The sequence below is a fragment of the Mangrovimonas aestuarii genome, assembly GCF_028767185.1.
GTDB lineage: Bacteria > Bacteroidota > Bacteroidia > Flavobacteriales > Flavobacteriaceae > Mangrovimonas_B > Mangrovimonas_B aestuarii.
The window spans coordinates 134,389-157,866 of record NZ_JARACK010000007.1 but is presented as its reverse complement, the minus strand read 5'-3'; the positions used below and the strand labels follow the sequence as shown (position 1 = coordinate 157,866).

Sequence of the window (23,478 nt, the reverse complement as noted above, 5' to 3'; positions counted from 1 at the left end):
TAGTTTCGAGAAGACTATCGGGATTTTTATAGAGAATTGTGTGCTATTAACCGTCCTACCCGATAACCTGTATTTTTGAGTTTGGTTTGTTATGGATACAAATGTAAGAAAATAGGAGTATGCACATAATTTTCAGCTAAAAAAATGGAGTTTTTTCGATGAAGTGCATCCTGAAATTCTAATTAGCACATTCTCTATTTTTAGAATTTCAATGTTGCATTAAGGTCAAACTCGTCGTAAATGGCTTTATCCTTAAGATCGTCAAAGAAACTAGCAGACCCATATTTAATATCGTATTTAGTACGATCAATCTTGAATGATGTTGTAGCAGTATTACCGTCAACATCCAAAGTGAAGTTTATTGGGTGTGTAATTTTTTTAATTGTAAGATTCGCTGTAACAGTATACGAGTTACCATTTCCTTTCACATTTGTAAAGTCTAATGTTGCAGTAGGGTTTTTTTCTACACCAAAGAAGTCTTCAGATTTTAGGTGGCCGTCAAGTTTGTCTTTCCATTCTCCTTCAAGATCGGTAGCGTTAATGGTTTTCATATCCATAACGAAGTTACCGTCTACCAATTTTTTTCCATCAAAAACCAGAGTTCCTTCTTTTAGGGTTATGGTTCCAAAGTGTTCTCCTGTTACTTTGTAACCTTTCCAGGTAATATTACTTTCTTTAATGTCTACCTGTTTTTTTGTTAGGCTTGTAAAAGCAGACAAAATTAATGTCAAGGCTATCACCATAGTTGTTTTCATTACAGTTTTCATTTTTATTGTGTTTAAAGGTTATAATTATATAGTTGTAAATAATTCGTGTTCTGGTTTGCGTACTTTAGCAAAATGTTGTGTATTGTCGTTTTCTGATCTGTATCCTACTGGGATTACTAGACTTGCGTTTAAGTTTCTTTCGTTAAGCCCCAATATTTTATTGTATTGTTCAGAATCAAAACCTTCCATAGGACAGGCATCAATTCTCAACGTAGCTGCAGCCGACAATAAGTTTCCAAGGGCAATATAAGTTTGTTTTGAAGTCCAGCTGTTCTTTACTTCTTCAGGTAATGGCATGATATTAGATTTCATCATTTCTGAATAGCCTTGTAAATCTTCTATAGAAACACCCCTGGTATCACTAACATTCTGTAAATAATCATCTACCAAAGAATCGTCGATATTTACCTTATTAGCTAATATAAATAGGTGAGAAGCATCTACAACTTGTTGCTGATTCCATGAGAACGGTAATAATTGTTGTCTCACTTCTGGGTTTTCAACGATTAAGATTTCATAGGGCTGTAAGCCGTAAGATGAAGCCGATAATTGTAGGGCTTTCTTTAAAAAGTCTAAATCGGTTTCCGAAATCTTTTTAGTACTGTCAAATTGTTTTGTGGCATAACGCCAGTTTAAGTTGTCAATATACGTGTTCATATTATTTGTTGTTACATTATTTGTATATACAATTGTTTATGTAAATTTTTTTAACTCATTAGTTTTAATAAAAGAGTGTTTAGCTGAATTATTTCATCCTCTTTTAAGTTTGACGTAATTTTTCGTTCAGCTTCGTTGATCAATTCATCAATCACTTCCAAAAGTTTTAAGCCTTCTTCAGTAATAAATATCTCTACTTTACGGCGGTTTTTTTCACAAGTAAAACGCTGTACAAGATCTTTCTTTATCAGCTTGTCTACCAGTCGGGTAGTGTTGCTCATTTTGTTGATCATGCGTTCCTGAATATCCTGTAGATTTAAAGCTTGTCCTTTTTGACCTCTAAGAATTCTAAGCACATTGAATTGTTCTATGGAAAGATCGTATGGCTTCAATACACAAGTCATAACCTCCTTGACATGACCGCAGGCTAAAAACAGACCAATAACAGTCTTTCTGCAAGTAGGAATGTCTTTTTTCACCTTGAGTATGTCTTCTAACTCTTTCATCTACAACTATTGTATATACAAATGTATGTTGGAATTTTTAATTGACAAGAGATGATGCTATAATTTTTTGTTAAAAGATTCTATTGGGGCTTTGTGATTAATATCTTTAAGGGGATGAAAAAAGTTGCTTTTGTAATGTTATTGCTGCTTGGATGCAAGCAAGGAGTTGATAAAAATAAAGATTTTGATGATCAGGTTTTACAGGATTATCAGAGTGATTTAACTGTTTTAGATTTTAATGGGTTGAAACCTTATTTAAATAAAAATGACGGTAAAACCTATGTAGTTAATTTTTGGGCTACTTGGTGTGCACCATGTGTAAAAGAGTTGCCTCATTTTGAATCATTGAACAAAAATCTAAACAAAAATGGAGTAGAGGTGCTATTGGTGAGTTTGGATTTTCCTCATCAGTACGATTCTAAGTTAAAGCCTTTCATAAAAAAAAATAATATAAAATCTGAAGTGTTAGTTCTGGATGACCCAGATATGAATAGCTGGATTCCTAAAGTGGATAAAAATTGGTCAGGATCTATTCCTGCTACTATAATATATAATGGTAAGGACCGAAAGTTTTTTGAGCGTTCGTTTACTTATGATGAGTTAAAAAATGAAGTTGAACAATTTATAAATTAACCAATTATGAAAATTACTGTAAAGGCCATTTTGGCTGTATTTCTAATTACTTTGGTGAGTGCTTTTACCTCTAAAGAAAATAACTATCCGGAAGGCTATAAAGTAGGAGATATTGTAAAGGATTTCACCTTAGCAAATATTGATGGTAGTAAAGTTTCCTTAACGGATTATAATAAAACAAAGGGAGTGATTATTACTTTTACTTGTAACACGTGTCCTTATGCAGTGGCCTATGAGGATAGAATTATAGATTTACATAATAAGTTTGCAGCAAAGGGGTATCCGGTTCTTGCCATTAACCCAAATAATCCAGATGTTAAGCCAGGTGATAATCTTGAGGCTATGAAAAAACGAGCACAAGAAAAAGACTTTCCTTTTCCATATGTTGTAGACGAAGGCCAAAAAGTGTTTCCACAGTTTGGAGCAACAAAGACACCTCATATGTTCGTTTTGGAAACCACTAAAAAAGGACATGTAGTACGTTATATTGGGGCTATTGATAATAATTATAAAGATGCAGCTTTGGTTACCGAAACATATGTGGAAGATGCCGTTAACGCTTTATTAAATGGAAAGACTGTTGAAGTAGAAGAGACCAAAGCTATTGGTTGTTCCATTAAAGTATAGAGATTAAATTAAAATAATAAAAAAACCGGGAGATAACGCTCCCGGTTTTTTTTCGTCTATAAGTGAAGAATCGGTATTTTTGCATTTTTAATTTTAAAACGTATTCAATGGCAGATTTAATGCAAAATCAATGGACTGAGCAATTAGCAGCAGACTCTAATGCTGTAATACTGGATGTACGCACAGATGAAGAGGTTGCCGAAGGGGTAATTCCTAATGCTATCCATATCGATATTTATAAAGGACAGGGGTTTATTTATCAAGTAGAAGAATTAGATAAAAGCAAAAACTATTACGTATATTGTAAGGCCGGTGGGCGTAGTGCTCAAGCTTGTGCAATTATGAATCAATTAGGGTTTAAAAATACCTTTAATCTTATTGGTGGTTTCAGCGAATGGAATGGTGAAATTGCCACGCTCTAAACTTAATTTATTATGAAAAAGCTATTAGTTGTATTATTTATGGTGACTACAGTAGTCTCTTTGTCATCTTGTAAGGAAAGCAAGCAAACGGAAGGAAATATACAAGTGGTGTCTCCAGAAGAAATGAAAGGTTTGTTGGAACTTGACGAAGTTCAATTGGTTGATGTGCGTACACCAGAAGAATATGCCGAAGGGTATATTGAGGGATTTCAGAATATCGATTTTAATTCGCCTACTTTCGACGACGATATTAGTAAATTAGATAAAAACAAACCAGTAATTCTGTATTGTCATTCAGGCGGACGTAGTGCTAAGTGTGCAAAAAAACTACAGGAAGCGGGTTTTGTTAAAATCTACGATTTAGATGGTGGTATCTCAAAATGGAAGCACGAAGGCCATGAGGTAGTAGTAGATTTTTAGGAGTTTGTTTATCAGGTGTTTATTTGTTTTCTGTAAATAAAAAAGCTATTTTTAGTTCTAAACCTTAACACCTAAAAAAATGCGATTTAAATTTATTATATCAATGATTCTGGTGTGCATAGCCTCTAATGGAATGTCCCAGACCCAAAAACAGCTTGAACGGGAGAAAAATAAAGTGGAGATATTCTCTTGGGAAGAAAAGGATAATATACAGTTTTGGTTGCATGATCAAATTCAGAGCATGAATCTAAGTGATGAAGTAGAAGAAGCTTATATTAACGTGCTAATTACCTATAGACCAAAAATGAGAAGACTAAATGATAGGGATATGGGGTTGAGTAAAGATGAAATTCGAACAGAATTTGATGCTTTGGTCAAAAAAATGAATATTGATATTAGTAAGTTGTTAACTGATGAGCAATTTTCAGAACATATGAATATGATGGATAAATTGCTAGAAGCTATTCATCGTAGGATGGATGAACAATAAAAATAAAAAAAAAAAGCACCTTACTAAAGGTGCTTTTTTTATGAAAAGAAATTTGGGAGATCAAACCAAAAACTAATCATACTGATGTTCTAAATACGATTAATAAACGAGATGAGTTGTTTTTATCTTGTCTTGATTTTGCATGTTTTGGTAGCTAAAAAGAATATAGGGGTTCGTTGTTTTAATGTGTTGAAAAAACAGATTCTTAAATTAGAATAGTAGGTTGTGTATTGCTTTTGAAGGTTTTTGATGTCTCTTTGAGATAACCAATGCAAAACCTAGACAAACTAGTATGGTCGTGTTAATCCTGATTATATGTGCTATATTCATAACTTCTGACTAACTAAACTTATTATATGAACAAGAGTACTTATTTGTTATTGATAACAGCTGTTTCAGCATTGGGCGGACTTCTTTTTGGATACGACACAGGTGTGATTAATGGAGCGCAATATTATTTAACGGAGTATTTTCAGTTGGACGATTTTATGAAAGGATGGGTCGTAGGTAGTGCTTTGTTGGGGTGTTTATTGGGGGCTGTTATTGCTGGACCATTAAGTGTAAATTTGGGAAGAAAGCAATCTTTGATTATTTCGGCAGTTTTGTTTACCGTTTCTGCGTATGGTTCTGGTTTGCCAGTGTTGTTTCCGGAATCGGTTTCCATGTTGGTTTTTTTTAGAATTCTAGGAGGTTTGGGTATCGGAATAGCTTCGATGAATGCTCCAATGTACATTGCAGAAATAGCACCATCAGAAATCAGAGGTAAAATGGTGACTTATTATCAACTGGCTATTGTAATAGGTTTTTTTGTGGTTTTCTTGGTGACTTATTTTATTGGTGATAAGCTTTCTGAAGTTGAAAATATCCAAGTAGGTTGGAGGCATATGTTTTGGTCTGAAATGGTGCCAAGTAGTATGTTTTTAATCTTGTTGTTCTTTGTGCCTAAAAGTCCACGATGGTTGGCTTTAAAAGGGCAAAAAGACAAGGCTATACGTGTTCTTACTGTAATAAACGGTAAAGATCGTGCTAATAAAGAAATGGTTCAGATTCAACAATCTTTAAAAAGTGAGAAAAATGGTGTTAAGGTGAACTATTTCTCTAAAATGATACTAGGAATCATCGTTATAGGAACTGTGCTTTCCATGTTGCAGCAGTTTACGGGTATCAATGCGGTATTGTATTATGGCGCTGATATTTTCGATAAAGCCTTGGGTTTTGGTAAGGAGGATATTTTGAAACAGCAAATCCTTTTAGCATTCGTAAACTTGGCTTTCACTTTTGTGGCAATGTTTACTGTAGATAAGTTGGGGAGGAAACCATTACTTTATATTGGTTCTGTTGGAATGATTGTAGGTTTTTTGCTTTTGGGAATTACCCTCAAAATCCAAAAAGTAGGAATTCTTTCTTTAATCGGAGTATTGGTGTTTATTGGTTCGTTTGCATTGTCTATGGGGCCTGTTGTATGGGTAATGCTTTCAGAGATGTTTCCTAATAAAATTCGTAGTGTTGCAATGTCTGTTGCTGTTGCCGCACAGTGGGCTGCCAATTATTTTGTATCACAATCTTTCCCTGTTGTAATGGGGAGTGAGATGAATAATAGCTCAACATGGAATGGATCTTTACCATACTTCATTTTTATAGCCTTCATTTTTATAATAATCATTTTTACTTACAACTATATCCCAGAAACCAAAGGGAAATCTTTAGAGGAGATTGAGGAATATTGGGAGGAGTAGTGGTTTCGTTGTTTTTTTAGATATAAAGCAATTCATTGTTAATAAATTCAATTAGTCTAATGATTATAAGATTTATGTAAAAAAAATAGGGGTAATAGCACAATATAGCAATGGGAATTATAGTGATAAATGCAACTTGTTGAATAACAAAAACGTAACTTGCCTTACATTAACCTAAATAGTTTACACGATGAATATTGTATCATGGAACGTTAATGGTCTTAGAGCCATAATGCAAAAAGATTTTCTGGAATCTTTAAATCAATTATCTGGCGATGTTATTTGTTTACAGGAAACCAAGGCTCAGGATGATGAGGTAAAGCAGGCTTTGGAAGAACTAGACGGATATCATTTGTACAGTAATTCTGCCAGTAGAAAAGGGTATTCTGGAACTGCAATACTAAGCAAAGAAAAACCTATTAATGTTACCTACGATATGGGGGTTGAAGAACACGATCAGGAAGGGCGTGTTATCTGTGCGGAGTACACAGATTTTTATTTGGTAAATGTATATGTTCCAAACTCAGGGCAAAAATTAGTGCGTTTGGATTATAGAGAAAAATGGGATGTCGATTTTAAAAACTTCCTAAAGGACTTGGAATCTAAGAAGCCGGTAATAGTCTGTGGCGATTTTAATGTAGCTCACAGAGCTATAGACCTAAAGAACGATAAATCCAATTACAATAAAACGGCTGGTTATACCCAAGTAGAAATTGATGGGATGGACAATATGCTCAATGCTGGTTTTGTGGATGTGTTCCGTAGGATGCATCCAGATGAGGTTGCTTATACTTATTGGAGCTATCGCTTTAACTCAAGAGCTAAAAATACTGGCTGGCGTATTGATTATTTTTTGCTAAGCGACAATTTAGTCAATAAGGTTAACAACGTAACAATACATTCCAATATTATGGGCTCAGATCACTGTCCGTTAAGCTTAAAAGTTATATAAGTTCCAGTTTAGAAACTAAAATGGACTTTTTAATTGTTGTTTGAAAACCACCTTTTAATAGGTGGTTTTTTACTTAGTTTGTGGGAAATGTTAATAAGTCTGTTGAAAACAATGTCGTGTAATGTGTTGTAAGGCAGTGTTTTGGGGTTAACTTAGTAATCGATTAATAGCTTAATTCTTTATTTGATTAATAGCAACTTTCTTCTCTTGGCCCTCTTTAATTTGAGGGCTTTTTTTTAGTTATAATCTCCCAAGTGAAGATGGTAAGTTCATTGCCCTACGCCAAGCTGCCAGTTGCCCTAAATGCATGGATTCGTGCGTTACACACATAAAATACAGAAGATCGCTCTTAGTTGGCATATATGTGTCGAACCGCCATTGGGCTTTTTCCAGAAGCTTATTTTCGTCTAAGTCTAAAATGAGGCCTTCTACCATTTTATGCTGTCTTGCCAGTTCTTTTAAAAGTTCTTCTTTTTTTGGATATAATTCCTTGTGTTTATTAGGTAATCTTGGGTCGCCTGGGCCTTTTCTTTTAAACAGTTGTTCCCATGAAGGGCTTAACTCAAAAGGACCGCCCAAATATTTTGAGGTTAATGCAGCTGCCGAAACAAGGTGCCCTAAAGTAAAAGCCGGATGGTTCTCAAATCCTTTTCCCGGTGAATGGGTCATTAAATCCTCATCCACATCAATAACTAGTTCGTTGGCGTATAAAAGATTGAAATGGTATAGCTTAATTAAAAGGTCTTTCATTTTGTTAATTGTGGATTCTTAAAGATACTATATTTTGAATTTTTAAGTTACCGCAAACAATGGTCAAAGAGAGATAAACTAGTGGAAGTAGCAGTGAATATTCGTAAATTGTAGATATGGCTAAGGGGTTTGTAAAACATAATTCAATCGTAAAGGAAATCTGGGGAAAGAGCGATACTATCCTTTTTATTTTTGCTGGAGCAGCTGCAGAGTTCGCTTTGAATAAAGCTGTGGATTGGTTGTACTATACCGGTAAACTTCCACAGGATCCTTTGGGCCGTTTGTTTTCTACGGTTAAATATGCCAGACGCATTGTTTTTGCGCCAATGGACGGGGCTCATTTGGCAATCGATGCGATGAGTAATATTCACGCTAATTTGGAGAATAAAAGGGGCTACGCTATACCTGACTGGGCGTACCGAGATGTGTTGTTCATGCTGATTCATTATTCAATAGCATCTTATGAGCTTTTGGAAAGAAACCTAAATGAAGCAGAAAAGGAAGAAGTCTATAATGTGTTTTATCGCGTTGGGGACAGAATGGGATTAAAGCTATTGCCATCCAATTACATAGAGTGGCTTCCGTTAAGGGAGTCTCATTTACAGGAAAACTTGGAAAAAAGTGAATATACTTCAGATCTGTTTAAGCAGTACAAAAAGCACTTGGGGGCAATGCGCTACAAAATTTTGGTAGAAGGTCAAAAGTTGGTAATTCCCGGCAGGGTTAAACAATTATTGAATTTTTCAGGAGTTTCAATGCTATTGCCATTCGTTCCAATCTATAAGTTAAGCAAGTCTCTGGGGATGGATGGAATTATTAAAGATGCCTTGTTGCCTTCAGAATACAAAGCTCAAATCAAAGCCTTGGATGTTCAGGCCGGGTGAATGTGGCTGTAAGATTGAGCTGGTTAGAAATCTAACTGTTCTTTTTTAAGATAAACTGTTCCTGAACATATCCAAAAGCAATTCCTACGGTATAGCAAACCAGATCACTCCATAAAAAACCATAGCCAAGTACTAGTCCGCCTATTCGATTAGCACGTATGGTGTCAATCCATTCGGCATGGTATAACTGGCTTATCTCTATACCAAACGAAAACAAAAGTGCCATTACAGCAATCTTTTTGGTGCTTGTTTTGTTGAATATCAATCCAATCAGGAAAAATACCATTAGTGCCCATAGTGTATCACCCAAATACAATTGTACCCAATGGGGGAGTAGATTGTGAAAACGCCTTGAAGCAAGCCCGAGTATTACCGTTAGTATTATGAGTAAAGTGTATAAATATCGATTTCGATGCATAATAACTATCAAAGGAAAAGAAAGTCAAGATAAAAATACTCGATAATTCTTTTGAATAACTAAACAAATCCCTTAAGTCGGCTATTGTAAGGGGTATATACGTTGGCTAAGTTGTGTTAAATAATACAGTAAAACTATTGATTTTATGTGTTTAATCTTTTGGTGTTGAATTATTTATGTTTTTTTTTTTTGTTAAATTTGATATTACGAAAAAAAGAAAAATCTTTCGTATAGATTCCGAATTGTATACAAGGTTTTTTGTCCTACTTGCCCTATTTTTTACCGTAACTGACATTTTGTTCAAGAACATTAAAAATGATACTCCTTATAAATAATATGGATTTTCTTAATAGTTGCACGAATTTAAATTCTTAAGAAAAAGCATGTTTAAGTATTCTAGGGGGCTTTTAACTATTTAAAAATCAATTAAAATGAAAGAAAACAAACTCATTACAAAAATTTGGGCGTTGGTGCTTTTAATTCCCTTTCTGGCAATTGCCCAAAACAAGAAACCTAATATTTTGGTTATTTGGGGAGACGATGTAGGTTGGCAAAATGTTAGCGCCTATGGAATGGGAACCATGGGGTATACTACACCTAACATTGATAAGATTGGAAACGAAGGAATTAAATTCACAGATCACTATGCACAACCAAGTTGTACAGCCGGGCGAGCTAGTTTTATTACGGGGCAATACCCAATACGAAGCGGAATGACCACCGTAGGGCAGCCAGGAGATGCCTTGGGGCTAAAAGCAGAGTCACCTTGTTTGGCAGAAGTGTTGAAAGCAGAAGGTTATGCTACAGGGCATTTTGGTAAGAACCACTTGGGCGACCGTAACGAACACTTGCCAACAGCTCACGGATTTGATGAGTTCTATGGTAACCTTTACCACCTTAATACGCAAGAGGAAGCAGAACAGAGGGATTATCAGAATTTTGCAAAACAATATTCTGGAGATTTAGAAGATTATGAGAAAAAATTTGGAACCAGGGGGGTAATTCACTCTTGGGCCACCGATAAAATGGATAATACCGATGATCCCAGATTTGGTGTAGTTGGTAAACAGCGTATTGAAGATACCGGACCGTTAACCCAAGAACGCATGAAAAATTTTGATGCTGGAGAGGTAATACCAAAGGCAGAGGATTTTATGAAGCGAGCGAAAGCAGATGGCAAACCATTCTTTGTTTGGTTAAACACCAGTAGAATGCATTTGTATACCAGATTGAATGACGAATGGCGCTATGCAGCAGAAAATTATACTTCAGAAGCGGATATGTACGGATCAGGAATGTTACAACATGATCATGATGTGGGCTTGGTTTTAGAATTTTTAAAAGCCAATGGATTGGATGAAAACACCATCATTTGGTATTCTACCGATAATGGTCCTGAGCATAATTCCTGGCCGCATGGAGGAACAACGCCTTTTAGAGGTGAAAAAATGGGAACAACAGAAGGAGGGGTTCGTGTGCCCAGTATGATTCGTTGGCCTGGAGTGCTTCCTGCAGGTAAAACCCTTAACGGTATTCAAGCCCATATGGATATGTTCACTTCATTAGCAGCTGCCGCAGGCGTAAAAGATGTTTCTGGAAAACTCATGTCTTCTAAAAAACAATATATTGATGGTGTAAATAACCTGCCGTATTGGAAAGGTGAAAGTGAAAAATCGGATAGAGATATTTTCTTCTATTATTATGAAAGTAATTTAAACGCAGTAAGGATGGGGCCGTGGAAATTCCATTTTATTTATAAGGAAACCTACTATGGAACTGCAGAGGCAAGGACAGCTCCTCTTGTATTTAATTTGAGGATGGATCCTTTTGAAAGTTATGATACTGAAGATGCTTATGGGCACCTTATGCAAAAAGTATCTTGGTTGATGGCACCTATGAGTGAACAGATGGGTAAACATATAAAAACCCTAATGGATTATCCTCCTGTACAAGGTGGTAAAAGTTTTGATATGTCGAAGGTAATGGATGAGGTCGTCAAGAAAGGACGTGATTAATTTGATATAAAGACAGGTTAATAAAAACAAAAAACCGCAAAACCTTGAGGGTGCTGCGGTTTTTTTGTTTGTGAAGTTGTCGACACCCATAGTTCAGCCATAAGGATCTTCCGCAGGAAAATCAGAAGCAATGCGTATTACATATTGTTGGCTGTAGTTTTTGTTTATTAGTTTTCTAAATATTCAATTGGGTTCAAATAGAACATTTTTTTCCACCCTTGCTTGTCAGTGTCAATTTTCCAGATATAAGGAACCATTGTTACAATGGAATAATGTAAATGAGGTGATTTTCCAACAGCGTTTCCACTTGTTCCTACGGTTCCAATTAAAGATTTATTATTTACATATGTCAGGGACGATGTTTTTAATTCGTCCAAGTGTGCATAGTAGTGTAGCCGCCATTTTGGTCCAAGTATTAAAACAAACTTTCCTCCAATACTTATTTCTCCAGAGTATAAAACCAATCCAGAGGTTGAAGAGTTAATTTCAGTTCCTTTTTTAGCAAAAATATCGACTCCTTTATGGGTAACTGATTTTCCCCAAGGAAAAAACCAAAATGATTTTGAATTATAATCAGCTTTGGAAGCTCCGTCAACAGGCATTTTTAAATTTTGTGGAATCAAAAGCCCAAAAATTAGGATAGTCAATATGCTGATTAAAATTATCTTTCTTTTCCTCAATATATTTTTTATTCGTAAAATTTAGCAAGGTTAATTATTTCAAACACATCTTTTTCAAGAGTTTCTGTTCCGTTGTAATAAACGTATCTCCACTTTATTTCAGATGTATCGTTATTAACTTCGATTTGATCTTTTGGTGTTATGATTCGAAGTAATCTTTTATCCGTATGCACGTACTTTATTTTTAAGCTATCAATTATTCTAAGCATTTGTGCATTATACCTCATTACATCATCCGTAACAGTATAGAAATCATCTTCTCCATATTCTTTTTTCATTTCCGCAATCTGTGTAGAGTCAGGCGAAATTCCGACAACTGTTTTGTCTGTTAGTTTGATTTCAAAGAATTCCGTTTCATTGTCCGTTTTGCACGAAACAAATAAAGTCAGAACTATAATTATATTTAGATATTTCATTTTTTTTCAAAACTTACGCACAACGGTTGGGCTATGAGCAGTTGGGGATTTGGTAAGCCTCAACTTTTAGGTTTAACACCGACCTTTGTGATATATTTATACTTTCGTTTTAACACTTTTGCCCCAATTGCTTATAGCCGTTGTTAGGCGTTCGTTTTTGTTTATCAATTAATTTACCAAGTTCTATTGCTCTTGCATTAGCTTGAATAATGCCTTCATTAATTTTGGATTTTAAATCATATGAATGAAATATACCCAAAGCGGCTTCAGTTGTCCCTCCTTTTGAAGCTACTTTTTCAATCCACTCTAAATTTGATAAATTGCTTCTGTTTTGTAATTGTATAGAACCCAGAAACGTTTGTTGCACTAAAAACTCCGCTTCCGATTTTGTAAATCCTAAATTTATTGCTGAGTCAATTATCGCATTCATAAAATAATAAACGTAAGCTGGTCCACTTCCTGAAATAGCAGTTGACGAGTTAATCATTTCTTCATTTTCAAGGAATAATGATTTTCCAGTGGTATTTATTAGATTTTGAATAATAAATAAATCTTTTCTATCTACTTCTTGAGAAGCTGTAAAAACGGTCATACCTTGTCCTATTTGTGTCGGAATATTTGGCATTGACCGAATTATTTTTTTGACTTGTAATTTTTTTGAAATATTATCAATTGAAACTCCAGCCATTACTGATAAAATTAAATGATCTTCGGTAATAAAATCTTTAATTTGCAAACACAAATTACTGAAGTCTTGAGGTTTTACTGCGACTATGACAATATCAACTGACAAAAATGACGCACTGATTTCTGTAAAAAAATTCGTATCAGGAATAGTGTATTTGTTTGAAACTTTAGATAAGTCTCGTGTCAACACAAAAATATCATCTGATTTAATAAAACCAGAACTGACAAAACTACTGGCATAAGTTTGTCCCATATTTCCAAAACCGACTATTGCAATTTTCATTTAATTTTATTTTTGATAGAGTTTTATATTGTTCAAAATCTCCTTTATTTTTCTTAAATCCTATTCTTCTTCGCTAAAATGACGCCTAACGTATGGATAAAGGTATTTTCTACAGCCCCATTATATTTTATTCGCTCAAAAATAGATTAATTTCCTACAAAAGCAATCCTTTTTCATTTATTATGAAAGAGTTTGCTCCATGAAAGGTTCAATTATTCCATAAGGTACTCTAAACGATATTAGTCGATTGTAAGCATTTGTAACCGGTTATTATAGATTAAGACTGAAATTTGAAAAGCGAGGCTTTTACTTTTTTACGATTAGTAAAGTGCAATATGAATGTGGGAAGCTGCATTTAATGTTTCTTGAGCTCGTAAAAAAAAAAAGCAAAAGGGTAGATGTATATTGTTTGTTAACCGTTATTAATTTTAAGGGAATGAATGACGTTAATTTGTTCTTTGTCGTACAGAAATTGTACAAATCAGAAAATAAAAAACCTTCAAACTCTTTTTATATAAGAGGTTGAAGGTTTTTTGTGGTGGAGTCGGGGAGAATCGAACTCCCGTCCAAACAAGTGACCAAAGGGCTTTCTACACGTTTAGTTTTTTCTCGGTTATAGGTTATAAGCTGGCAAAAAACAACCTACTTATAACTTAGTTTCTTAAGCTTCAAACCTGCATCGAAACCCTACAGATTCTATGTTAACTTTTACGATGCCCCTGAGTAGAACGCCGTTAACCAAGGCTTTCAAGGGACATTTAGCTTTTCCGCCTAGCGGAACGAGGCTCATCTTACTATAATTCAGAATTAAGCAGCTAAAGCGTAGTTATTCTCGCCGTTTAAAAGTTTGAAATAGCCTTTTACGCGTTTCAATTTCATTACGCGACGTGCTTACCGTTCAATACAGCTCGCTGTCAAAACCAGTCGACCCCAATATGTATAAGAACTCTTGTTATCCCTATGCTTAGGGACAAGAATTGCAAATTTAACAAAAAGTTTGTAGAAGGCAGCAATTCCTTTTATTTTCGTGCAAATTTTATACCAAGTTTCCTTTGTCAGTTGTCGGATTTTGATTGTTGTAGATGTTGTATAAAACATGGCAGGAAAACTAAAAAAACAAAACTATGACATTCGCTATTATTAAAGAACGTAAAAACCCGCCAGACAGACGTGTAGTGTTTTCACCTGAAAAATTACATGAAGCCAGAGCTATGTTTCCGCAAGCCAATTTTAAAGTAGAGTCCTCGGATATAAGAGTGTTTGATGATGAAGCATATAGAGATGCAGGTTTTGAGGTGACCAGCGATGTGAGCGGTTGTGACGTTATGTTGGGAGTGAAAGAAGTGCCAATCTCTGAGCTGATACCCAATAAAAAGTATTTTTTCTTCAGCCATACCATAAAAAAACAGCCTTATAACCGTGGCTTGTTACAGGCTGTTTTGGAAAAGAATATTGAACTGTACGATCACGAAACCATAGTGAGTGCCGACAATAACCGGTTAATTGGTTTTGGGCGTTATGCCGGAATTGTTGGTGCGTATAACGGATTCAGGGCTTGGGGATTGAAACACGATACTTGGAATTTACCTAAGGCAGAAACTTTGGCAGATCAACAGGCTTTGATCGAACAGCTGAATGGTTTTAAATTGCCAAACATAAAAATATTACTCTCAGGGAGTGGTAAGGTTGCCCATGGTGCTCAGGAAATGTTGGATGCCATGAATATTACACAGGTTAATGTGGAAAATTACTTGAACAATACTTTTGATGGGCCTGTTTACTGCCTAATTGATGTGTTGGATTATAATAAACGTAAAGATGGTAGAATTTTAAATCGTCATGATTTTTATAACCACCCGGAAGAATACGTTTCGGACTTTATGCGTTTTGCCAAAGTAACCGATTACTTTATAGCGGGTCACTTTTTCGGCGATGGGGCACCTTTTTTGTATACAAGAGAAGATGCCAAGCATCCTGACTTCAAAATAAAAGTTGTGGCAGATGTAAGTTGTGATATCGATGGTCCAGTAGCAAGCACTATTCGTCCTTCAACCATTGCTGATCCTATTTATGGCTATAATCCACAAACAGAAGCAGAAGTTGATTTTAAGGATGATAATACCATTGTAGTTATGGCGGTGGATAATTTACCTTGCGAACTACCAAAAGATGCCAGTGAAGGTTTTGGAGAATTGTTCTTAAACCATGTATTGCCTGCGTTTTTCAATGGTGACAAAGACGGAGTTCTAGCCCGTGCAAAAATGACCGAAAACGGAAAGCTTACACCTCGCTATGCCTATTTACAGGATTACGTAGACGGAAAATGATTTTTTGATTGAAGATTGTCATCCTATGTCTGCATTATGTATGATGACAATATATTACTATTCATTTAATCCGTTTTTTTAAACACAGCAGTAGTTCCGTTAGGATTGGATAGCGTCAAACGATTGTTTTCTATTTTATAATTAATGGAACTTCTCAACGCTTTCAGGAATTCGACCTCTTTGTTAGTAGGTCTGCACATTTTGCGAGTAGTGGCTATATCGGTAAACCGAAGTAAGTTGTTCTCAAAGAAAAGTTTGCCATTCATGGCATTGCAACCTGCATGACCACTAAAAGTGTTTGTTTTACTGTTGATTTCCATTCTTGGAAATTCTTTATCGAAATCAGTTATAGAAACCAATCGGCCATAAAGGGAATCTAATACCCAAATAGCGGTGAGTCTGAAATCTGTAATGTAATTACCGCAACCGCTTAATGTAGAGAACTCTTTATCGGTTCCCTTTCTTATTTTAACCTTAATGATATAAGTGTATTCTGTATCAGACATGTTGTCGGAGCAGGAACCATGAGCGATTTCTAATTGGATTTCACCAGATTTTGTTGATGCTCGGTATTGTTTAATGTTAGCATCTGCCACATGAATGGGTTTTGACAAGGGGGCAGATAATTCTTCCAATCCTTCTATCATGGAAGTAAAATAGATGATATTGCTATCCATTTGTATATTCCAAAAGGGTTCGGTACCTAAACCCTTGAAGAAAATATTTTCTTTATTTAAGGTGAGGGTTTCAACTTTTTCATTTTCCATAGTTTTTTGTTGGGAATTGGATTTGCTTTTATTCTGACAAGCCGATGCCATTAAAAGAATTATAAACGCTATAACTGGAATTAACTGTTTCATTTGTTGTTATTTTTTATGAAACTTCATGGCTTCAAGATCGTCCATCATTAAAATAAGTTTGCCATCACCATCAAAACGGTAACTATTTATTTTGTAAAGTGTTTTTAGAAAGGTTTCTTCACCGCCCCCAGGGCAGAACCGCATGGTCATAGCTCCAGTTTCAGATATGGTAAGGCTATCAGGTGTTATTTTAAAAGAGGTTCTAAATGGGTTGCAGCTGGTGTTTCCGTTGAGAGTTTCTTCCTTGAAATTGAATTTTATCTCGGGCTTAGCTTCCGGATATAATCCATCAAAGGCTATTCGAGGGCCAGTAATGTATTCCAATTGCCAGGTAACATCACTGAGTTTGTTTTCTGGGACTTTTTTAGCGGAATTACAAGATGTTAAGAAAATTGTACTTGAGAAAATAAAGGATAGAATGTATGATTTTTTCATGAATAGTGAATTTTAATCCAACTGGTTATCATAAAGATAGGCAATATTGTTGGTTTTGGAAATGGCCATCTGTGGGGAAAAGGAGAGAGGGAGTGTAGTTTCAATAAACATTGTAAAACAATTGTGAAAAGTCTTATCTGAGCATCCCTGAAATTAAAAGTAAAAATTCTATAGCTATATATCATTCCCTTTTTAATACAAAAACGCCACACATTATAGTGCGGCATTTAAATGTTTTTTTAATACTTCTCCTAAAGAAAATATAGGGATAAATTATAGTTTATTTATTGTTTGTCTGATAGCGACAAGGTTTGCTAGAAGACCTTCCAAATGGTCTAGGTGTAGCATGTTGGCACCGTCACTTTTGGCGTTTGCAGGATCAAAATGAGTTTCCATAAACAAACCGTCTACATTATTAACCACACCGGCGCGGGCAATAGTTTCAATCATGTCTGGGCGACCTCCAGTAACACCGCTTGTTTGGTTAGGCTGTTGCAGAGAATGGGTAACATCTAATACTGTTGGGGCAAACTCTCTCATGGTTGGAATGCCTCTAAAGTCTACAATCATGTCCTGATAACCAAACATGGTTCCGCGGTCGGTAATCCAAGCCATTTCATTATTGGAATCCTTTACTTTTTGTACGGCATGCTTCATACTTTCAGGACTCATAAACTGTCCTTTTTTCAGGTTTACGACCTTTCCGGTTTCGGCAGCAGCCACAACTAAATCAGTTTGACGTACCAAGAACGCAGGGATTTGAAGTACATCTACATACTCGGCAGCCATAGTAGCATCACTTACTTCGTGAATATCGGTTACGGTTGGTATGTCGAATGTTTCAGAAACTTTTCGCAATATTTTAAGGGCTTTCTCATCACCAATTCCAGTGAAGCTATCAATGCGGCTTCGATTGGCTTTTTTAAAGCTTCCTTTAAAAACATAAGGGATTTGAAGCTTATCAGTGATACCAATAACTTTTTCGGCAATGCGCATGGCCATGTCTTCACCTTCAATCGCACAAGGACCGGCCAATAAAAAGAAGTTGTTGGAATTAGTATGTTTAAGCTTAGGAACGTTACTAAGATTCATGGGTTTAAATAATTTAAAGCGCAAAGTTACGCAAATTAATAGCTACTTTTCATCTGTACGGTTTTATTGTTATACCACAGAAATAATTAAGCTCTTAAGCGTTAAGGATATTTCATTGAGGGTAATGGTGTAGCTATTTCATGCTATTGCGCATTATCCAGAGCGCCATTATCAAATTTAAAATTAATAAGGCACCACTATTTAAAAACACTTTTTCCAATATGGGTGTCAATGACATAAAACCTAGTTTAGAAAAGAAAAACATGAATATCAGGTAACAGGACAAACAAACGAAAGTGATTCCCAATCCAAAATTTTTGTTGCTGTTAGGGCTTACTATTTGCAATATAAAAGGAATATCTAATAGAAATACCAAAAAAGCCCATGTACCGATAATCTTATTAAGGGCTATGTACCAAACGAATGTTAGAGCAATAAAATAGAGATAAGGAACAATCCTTAACAAAGGGTTTAAAGGTGACATTTTGGTTGGGTTTAACACATAATAACGTAATTAAAGCTTTGATAGTGTGTGAGTTTTAAATGTATGTTATAATTATCTAATTGTCAAAATAATAACGTACCTTTGCACGCTTAAAATAAGGCGCGTATTATGGCGAATATGAAAAACATTGCAATTATTGCACACGTAGACCATGGTAAAACCACTTTGGTTGATAAAATCATGTACCATTGTCAACTATTTCGTGAAAACGAAAATACTGGGGATTTAATCCTGGACAACAACGATTTAGAGCGTGAGCGCGGTATCACCATTACCTCTAAAAACGTATCGGTTACTTATAAAGGGACCAAAATTAATATTATCGATACTCCAGGCCACGCCGATTTTGGTGGTGAAGTAGAGCGTGTTTTAAACATGGCCGATGGTGTTTTGTTGCTTGTAGATGCTTTTGAAGGGCCTATGCCACAAACGCGTTTCGTACTCCAAAAGGCGATTAGCTTAGGGCTTAAGCCTTGTGTGGTTGTAAACAAAGTAGATAAGGAAAACTGTACTCCAGATGAAGTTCATGAATCTGTTTTTGATTTGATGTTCGAATTGGGAGCTGAGGAGTGGCAGTTGGATTTCCCAACAGTTTACGGTTCTGCGAAGAACAACTGGATGAGTACAGACTGGAAAAACCAAACGGATAATATTGAACCATTATTGGATATGGTGGTAGAACATATCCCATCACCAAAAGTGGAAGAAGGTACGCCGCAAATGCTTATTACTTCTTTAGACTATTCTTCGTTTACTGGTCGTATCGCTATAGGACGTCTACAACGAGGATCGTTAAAGGCTGGTATGCAAGCATCGTTGGTAAAGCGTGATGGAAGTATTGTTAAGTCAAAAATAAAAGAACTTCACATTTTTGACGGATTAGGCCGTATGAAGGTTGATGAAGTGAATGCAGGAGATATTTGTGCGGTTGTAGGTCTTGAAGGATTTGAAATTGGTGATACTATTGCCGATTTTGAAAACCCAGAAGCATTGAAAACCATTGCTATTGATGAGCCTACAATGAGTATGTTGTTTACTATTAACGATTCACCTTTCTTTGGTAAGGATGGTAAGTTTGTAACTTCTCGTCATATTAAAGAGCGTTTAACCAAGGAGCTTGAAAAGAACTTGGCATTACGTGTAGAGGAAACTGATAGTGCCGATAAGTTTATGGTGTTTGGTCGTGGAGTACTGCATTTATCTGTATTAATTGAGACTATGCGTCGTGAAGGATACGAGCTTCAAATTGGTCAGCCACAGGTAATCATTAAGGAAATTGATGGTGTGAAATGTGAGCCAGTTGAAGAAATGACTATTGACCTGCCAGAAGAAGTATCGGGTAAAGCTGTTGAGATGGTAACCATGAGAAAAGGGGAGCTTTTAAGTATGGAAACCAAAGGAGACCGTATGGTATGTGAGTTTATTGTACCTTCTCGTGGAATTATTGGATTGAGAAACCAATTGTTGACAGCTACTGCTGGAGAGGCTATCATGGCGCACCGATTTAAGGAGTATCAACCGTTAAAAGGAGGTATTCCAGAGCGTCAAAATGGGTCGTTAGTTTCTATGGAAAATGGTTCTGCAATACCTTATTCTATTGATAAGTTACAAGAGCGTGGAAAATTCTTTGTTGATCCGGGAGAAGATATTTACGAAGGGCAGGTAATTGGGGAGAACTCTAGAGGAGATGATATGGTGGTGAACGTAACTAAGACCAAGAAATTGAGTAATGTACGTTCTTCTGGAGCTGATGATAAGGCTAAAATTGTACCTGCAATTAAATTCTCTTTAGAAGAAGCTTTAGAATATATACAAAAAGACGAATACGTAGAGGTAACTCCAAATCATCTACGCTTAAGAAAAATTTTACTTAAGGAAGTCGATAGAAAAAGGGCAAAATCCATCTAATACATGGATTTCCTAGGAATACCATATACAGAATGGATTGGTTACGCAGCTATGGCAACGGTTTTAACATCATTTTTGATGAAAGACGTTGCCAAGCTTCGTTTCATTAATTCCGTAGGCTGTTTGTTCTTCGTAGTATATGGTCTAGTTTTAACTCCTGTTTCATGGCCCATTATCATTACCAATGGAGCCATTCTATGCATTAATTTGTACTACTTGTTTTTGAAGAAAAAGAGTTAGGCAGATCCCTTTGTTTGAAGCACAAAGTGGTTTAATTGCTCTCGCTCTTCTGATAGTGATATCAACAATATTATTTCCTATTATGTTATATTAGGGCGGTCTTTTTCTGTTTCAATCCTAAGATACTAAAGAATAAACTAAAGAAAACGATTTGCATACCCAAAAGTATTGAGAATACAGCAGGTATTGTCAGTCGTAAGGTTTTTGCTGGGTCTAATGTGCTAAAGTCAGAATTTGCCCAAACAGATAAACCGTAGAAACTTAAAATAGCTCCAAATAATAAACAGATTCCTCCGGTAATTAAGCCTACTTCCAAGTTGATGTAGTTGAATATCTTTTTATATCTTTTACTTGAAGGAAACAAGCCGTGTTCTATGGCGTAAATTTTTGTAAGGGCATAAAAAGTGAAAAATTGGAACCCAATCAATATACTAGCGGAAGTATATAAAAGGGTATGAATATCGAACGTAATGTTGTTTACTGTAAGAGGAGAAAATAATATTAGCGCTAAAGATAAAATCAGTCCTAAAGCAATGAAAATAATGCCAGGAACCAAGAAAAGCCATGTAGGGCTATAGAGTAAAAGGAACCGTAAATGTCTCCATCCGTCTGGAAACGAACGTAAATGAGGTTTTCTTGAACGTCCGGCAGGAAATACAGTTGTTGGGACTTCTGTAATACGTAGATTGTTTAAAGAAGCTTTTACAACAATTTCTGAAGCAAATTCCATCCCTGTTGTTTGTAAATCCATTTTATTGAAAGCTGCTTTCGTAAAACCTCTTAAACCACAATGAAAATCTCCAACATTTGTTCTAAAAAACAAATTGCCAATTCCTGTCAAAATAGGGTTACCAATATGTCTGTGTAAAAATGACATGGCACCGGGTATCTTTTGCCCCTTAAACCTGTTTCCCATTACCATATCGTAGCCTTGTCTTAATTTATCTAAAAAAGGCATTAAATGTTTTAAGTCATGACTATCATCAGTATCTGCTGTAATGATGTATTTTCCTTTGGCTTTATGAATAGCCCCTAATGTTGCACTTCCGTATCCTTTTTCTTCAACATTAACAACTACTGCGCCTAGATTAAGTGCAATTTGTTGAGAGCCATCTGTACTGCCATTATCTCCTATAATTATTTCTCCGGAAATTAGATTGTTTTCTAAAAACGTTTTTGCTTTTATTATACAAGTAGCAATGGTTTCAGCTTCGTTCAAGCACGGCATTACAATAGACAGTTCGACAAAATTAGGCATGTGGGACTAGCATTTTATTTTGTTCTTTATTAGATACAAAACTATCAATTAATAAAATCAAAAACAGAGGTATCACCCAATCGAAATAAAACAAATAACGATGTATGCTGTGTACTGAAATTGCAATTAGAAAATGTAACATTAGTTTAAGGGAAATTAACCCAAATATAAGTAGTGCCAATTCTTTTTTTTGGTTAAAAAACAATATGGAGCATCCAAATAATACCATTCCCAGTAATAATAAGCCTTGGCTTCCATGCAGTCCTTTTTTAAAGCCTTTAAGAACTAATTTCAACCAGTTATTAAAATTCTTTTTTAGTAATGGATAAAATATGTTTTTAGTAATTTGACTCACTTTTCTATGCTGTTCAAAAAATGAAAATCCCAGTCCTTCATAATAATCCATATTAGCTTCGTGAATAGTGGCATTGCATATTTTAGTGAAGTTTTCTTGATAGTAATCAAACTCATCATAGGTATTATTGCTGCCATAATCCAAATTTAAATTTTTATTGTCCAACCATTGTTTGGTTCTTTCAAAATATGCCCTGTCTTCATGGTTCTCGAATAATTCGGCATCAGACTTATCACTGACATAAAAAGGAGCACTAATTAAGTGCACATATTTCATGGAATACTCAATATTTTCTCTTAATACAGATTTGTAATATAGCTTCTCTATTAACTTAGATAATATTGGTGAGATCAGTATCCCTGCGACAAGAAATATGTTTAAATATGACTTTAGTATGTTTTTATAACGGAAAAGCAACGCAAAACAAATAAATGGAACAACAACTATAAATTGTATTCGCGTTAATAGCAACAATAAACTAAAAACTAACAATAGGGCAATGTGTTTAGTTTTAGGAGTTTTATAGTATTTTATGCTTAATGATATTATAATTAAAAGTATTGCATAAGCAATAGATTCTGATAAAATGAGATTTATTACTTTATAACTGAAAATCGCTAAATAAGCGAATACTATATGTAGTGCGTACCGGGAAATTCTGCTCAATCTAAAGAATTTATATAACGTAGATATTAATATGTTGACACTAATTAGATAAATCGCAAATTGAGCAAGGAGAATTGGGTAGCCCAATTTTATTCCAAATAACCAGTGCGGTATATTTAAAAAGATAGAATATAAAACAGATCTATTGATTAACATATTAAAATGAGCAAAACTATCTGGGGCATATATAGGGCCTATAATGATTACCAAAATGCCCAATATTATATAAAAAGCTACTGTGAAAATATTTTTCTTTAGTGCCTCTATTAATTTATTGATATTCATTTTGTTTAATGTTTAATGGCAAAGGCAATAATTTTTGTCGAACTTAAAAAATTAATGTTGGGCGAAAATAAATATTAACTTTATTTTTACCGCAGAATCAATCAAAAACTAACACGTTATTTTTTCTGTAATAAGGTATAGTTCGGAACACCAAAAGGCATGGGACAGCTTTGTTTATAAAGCTAAGAATGCCACATTTTTGTT

At 35.1% G+C, this 23,478-nt stretch carries 25 protein-coding genes and 1 other RNA gene; 12 read left to right on the top strand and 14 right to left on the bottom strand.

Features of this window, described 5'->3' with window-relative positions; translation table 11 throughout:
* Positions 1–200: 200 nt before the first annotated feature.
* From PWU04_RS10480 to PWU04_RS10470, 3 genes are read right to left on the bottom strand one after another with little or no spacing between them, the layout of a single operon-like run.
* Positions 201–767, bottom strand: coding sequence for a YceI family protein (locus tag PWU04_RS10480; RefSeq protein WP_274476052.1), 567 nt, complete (start codon positions 765–767; stop codon positions 201–203).
* Between the two features lie 24 nt (positions 768–791).
* Positions 792–1,424 (bottom strand): NAD(P)H-dependent oxidoreductase, encoded by a 633-nt coding sequence (locus PWU04_RS10475; RefSeq protein ID WP_274476051.1) that lies wholly within the window; start codon positions 1,422–1,424, stop codon positions 792–794.
* A 50-nt stretch (positions 1,425–1,474) separates the two neighbouring features.
* Positions 1,475–1,930, bottom strand: a complete 456-nt coding sequence (locus PWU04_RS10470; RefSeq protein WP_274476050.1) for a MarR family winged helix-turn-helix transcriptional regulator — start codon at positions 1,928–1,930, stop codon at positions 1,475–1,477.
* Positions 1,931–2,044: 114 nt separating this feature from the next.
* Between PWU04_RS10470 and PWU04_RS10465 the strand changes: the two genes are divergently transcribed.
* From PWU04_RS10465 to PWU04_RS10435, 7 genes are all read left to right on the top strand, one after another.
* Complete coding sequence (locus PWU04_RS10465; protein WP_274476049.1) at positions 2,045–2,563, top strand: TlpA family protein disulfide reductase; 519 nt, start codon at positions 2,045–2,047, stop codon at positions 2,561–2,563.
* 6 nt (positions 2,564–2,569) lie between these two features.
* Complete coding sequence (locus PWU04_RS10460; RefSeq protein WP_274476048.1) at positions 2,570–3,190, top strand: thioredoxin family protein; 621 nt, start codon at positions 2,570–2,572, stop codon at positions 3,188–3,190.
* 107 nt (positions 3,191–3,297) lie between these two features.
* Positions 3,298–3,612 (top strand): rhodanese-like domain-containing protein, encoded by a 315-nt coding sequence (locus PWU04_RS10455; protein ID WP_274476047.1) that lies wholly within the window; start codon positions 3,298–3,300, stop codon positions 3,610–3,612.
* A gap of 12 nt (positions 3,613–3,624) precedes the next feature.
* Complete coding sequence (locus PWU04_RS10450) at positions 3,625–4,032, top strand: rhodanese-like domain-containing protein (protein ID WP_274476046.1); 408 nt, start codon at positions 3,625–3,627, stop codon at positions 4,030–4,032.
* 103 nt (positions 4,033–4,135) lie between these two features.
* Entirely contained in the window at positions 4,136–4,522 is a 387-nt protein-coding gene (locus PWU04_RS10445; protein WP_274476045.1) for a hypothetical protein, read from the top strand.
* Positions 4,523–4,878: 356 nt separating this feature from the next.
* Positions 4,879–6,258: a sugar porter family MFS transporter gene (locus PWU04_RS10440; protein WP_274476044.1), complete on the top strand. Its 1,380-nt coding sequence runs from the start codon at positions 4,879–4,881 to the stop codon at positions 6,256–6,258.
* A 190-nt stretch (positions 6,259–6,448) separates the two neighbouring features.
* Positions 6,449–7,210 (top strand): exodeoxyribonuclease III, encoded by a 762-nt coding sequence (locus tag PWU04_RS10435; RefSeq protein ID WP_274476043.1) that lies wholly within the window; start codon positions 6,449–6,451, stop codon positions 7,208–7,210.
* A 240-nt stretch (positions 7,211–7,450) separates the two neighbouring features.
* Here PWU04_RS10435 and PWU04_RS10430 read toward each other — a convergent pair whose 3' ends face one another.
* The gene (locus PWU04_RS10430) at positions 7,451–7,960 is read right to left on the bottom strand and encodes a DinB family protein (RefSeq protein ID WP_274476042.1); all 510 of its coding nucleotides are present in this window, start codon (positions 7,958–7,960) and stop codon (positions 7,451–7,453) included.
* A gap of 116 nt (positions 7,961–8,076) precedes the next feature.
* Between PWU04_RS10430 and PWU04_RS10425 the strand changes: the two genes are divergently transcribed.
* A complete protein-coding gene (locus tag PWU04_RS10425) occupies positions 8,077–8,844 on the top strand; it encodes an oxygenase MpaB family protein (RefSeq protein WP_274476041.1) in 768 nt (255 codons plus the stop codon).
* A 31-nt stretch (positions 8,845–8,875) separates the two neighbouring features.
* On the opposite strand, the gene PWU04_RS10420 is transcribed toward PWU04_RS10425, so the two are convergent.
* Positions 8,876–9,262, bottom strand: coding sequence for a ribosomal maturation YjgA family protein (locus tag PWU04_RS10420; protein ID WP_274476040.1), 387 nt, complete (start codon positions 9,260–9,262; stop codon positions 8,876–8,878).
* Between the two features lie 431 nt (positions 9,263–9,693).
* On the opposite strand from PWU04_RS10420, the gene PWU04_RS10415 reads away from it, so the two are divergent.
* Positions 9,694–11,277, top strand: coding sequence for an arylsulfatase (locus PWU04_RS10415; RefSeq protein WP_274476039.1), 1,584 nt, complete (start codon positions 9,694–9,696; stop codon positions 11,275–11,277).
* 167 nt (positions 11,278–11,444) lie between these two features.
* On the opposite strand, the gene PWU04_RS10410 is transcribed toward PWU04_RS10415, so the two are convergent.
* The 4 genes from PWU04_RS10410 to ssrA form a co-directional block, all read right to left on the bottom strand.
* Complete coding sequence (locus PWU04_RS10410; protein WP_274476038.1) at positions 11,445–11,924, bottom strand: M23 family metallopeptidase; 480 nt, start codon at positions 11,922–11,924, stop codon at positions 11,445–11,447.
* A gap of 41 nt (positions 11,925–11,965) precedes the next feature.
* Positions 11,966–12,373 (bottom strand): hypothetical protein, encoded by a 408-nt coding sequence (locus tag PWU04_RS10405; RefSeq protein WP_274476037.1) that lies wholly within the window; start codon positions 12,371–12,373, stop codon positions 11,966–11,968.
* Positions 12,374–12,482: 109 nt separating this feature from the next.
* Positions 12,483–13,343 (bottom strand): pyrroline-5-carboxylate reductase, encoded by an 861-nt coding sequence (proC, locus tag PWU04_RS10400; protein WP_274476036.1) that lies wholly within the window; start codon positions 13,341–13,343, stop codon positions 12,483–12,485.
* A 536-nt stretch (positions 13,344–13,879) separates the two neighbouring features.
* Positions 13,880–14,275, bottom strand: a transfer-messenger RNA (tmRNA) gene (ssrA, locus tag PWU04_RS10395).
* Positions 14,276–14,467: 192 nt separating this feature from the next.
* Between ssrA and PWU04_RS10390 the strand changes: the two genes are divergently transcribed.
* Entirely contained in the window at positions 14,468–15,670 is a 1,203-nt protein-coding gene (locus PWU04_RS10390) for an NAD(P)-dependent oxidoreductase (RefSeq protein ID WP_274476035.1), read from the top strand.
* Positions 15,671–15,735: 65 nt separating this feature from the next.
* Here PWU04_RS10390 and PWU04_RS10385 read toward each other — a convergent pair whose 3' ends face one another.
* The 3 genes from PWU04_RS10385 to kdsA all read right to left on the bottom strand — a co-directional run bounded on the left by PWU04_RS10385 (position 15,736) and on the right by kdsA (position 18,057).
* Positions 15,736–16,530: an META domain-containing protein gene (locus tag PWU04_RS10385; RefSeq protein ID WP_274476034.1), complete on the bottom strand. Its 795-nt coding sequence runs from the start codon at positions 16,528–16,530 to the stop codon at positions 15,736–15,738.
* 6 nt (positions 16,531–16,536) lie between these two features.
* A complete protein-coding gene (locus PWU04_RS10380) occupies positions 16,537–16,965 on the bottom strand; it encodes an META domain-containing protein (protein ID WP_274476033.1) in 429 nt (142 codons plus the stop codon).
* A 273-nt stretch (positions 16,966–17,238) separates the two neighbouring features.
* Entirely contained in the window at positions 17,239–18,057 is an 819-nt protein-coding gene (gene kdsA, locus PWU04_RS10375; RefSeq protein WP_274476032.1) for a 3-deoxy-8-phosphooctulonate synthase, read from the bottom strand.
* Positions 18,058–18,670: 613 nt separating this feature from the next.
* On the opposite strand from kdsA, the gene typA reads away from it, so the two are divergent.
* Together typA and PWU04_RS10365 are read left to right on the top strand one after the other, a co-directional pair.
* Entirely contained in the window at positions 18,671–20,470 is a 1,800-nt protein-coding gene (gene typA / locus PWU04_RS10370) for a translational GTPase TypA (RefSeq protein ID WP_274476031.1), read from the top strand.
* Between the two features lie 3 nt (positions 20,471–20,473).
* The gene (locus PWU04_RS10365; protein WP_274476030.1) at positions 20,474–20,710 is read left to right on the top strand and encodes a uroporphyrinogen decarboxylase; all 237 of its coding nucleotides are present in this window, start codon (positions 20,474–20,476) and stop codon (positions 20,708–20,710) included.
* An 85-nt stretch (positions 20,711–20,795) separates the two neighbouring features.
* Here the strand turns inward: PWU04_RS10365 and PWU04_RS10360 are convergent, their stop codons facing one another.
* Entirely contained in the window at positions 20,796–21,968 is a 1,173-nt protein-coding gene (locus tag PWU04_RS10360) for a glycosyltransferase family 2 protein (RefSeq protein WP_274476029.1), read from the bottom strand.
* Positions 21,961–23,274 carry a hypothetical protein gene (locus PWU04_RS10355; RefSeq protein ID WP_274476028.1) on the bottom strand — a complete coding sequence of 438 codons (1,314 nt, stop codon included), beginning with the start codon at positions 23,272–23,274 and terminating at the stop codon, positions 21,961–21,963. Before PWU04_RS10355 ends, PWU04_RS10360 begins: the two co-directional genes overlap by 8 nt.
* Between the last annotated feature and the right edge of the window lie 204 nt (positions 23,275–23,478).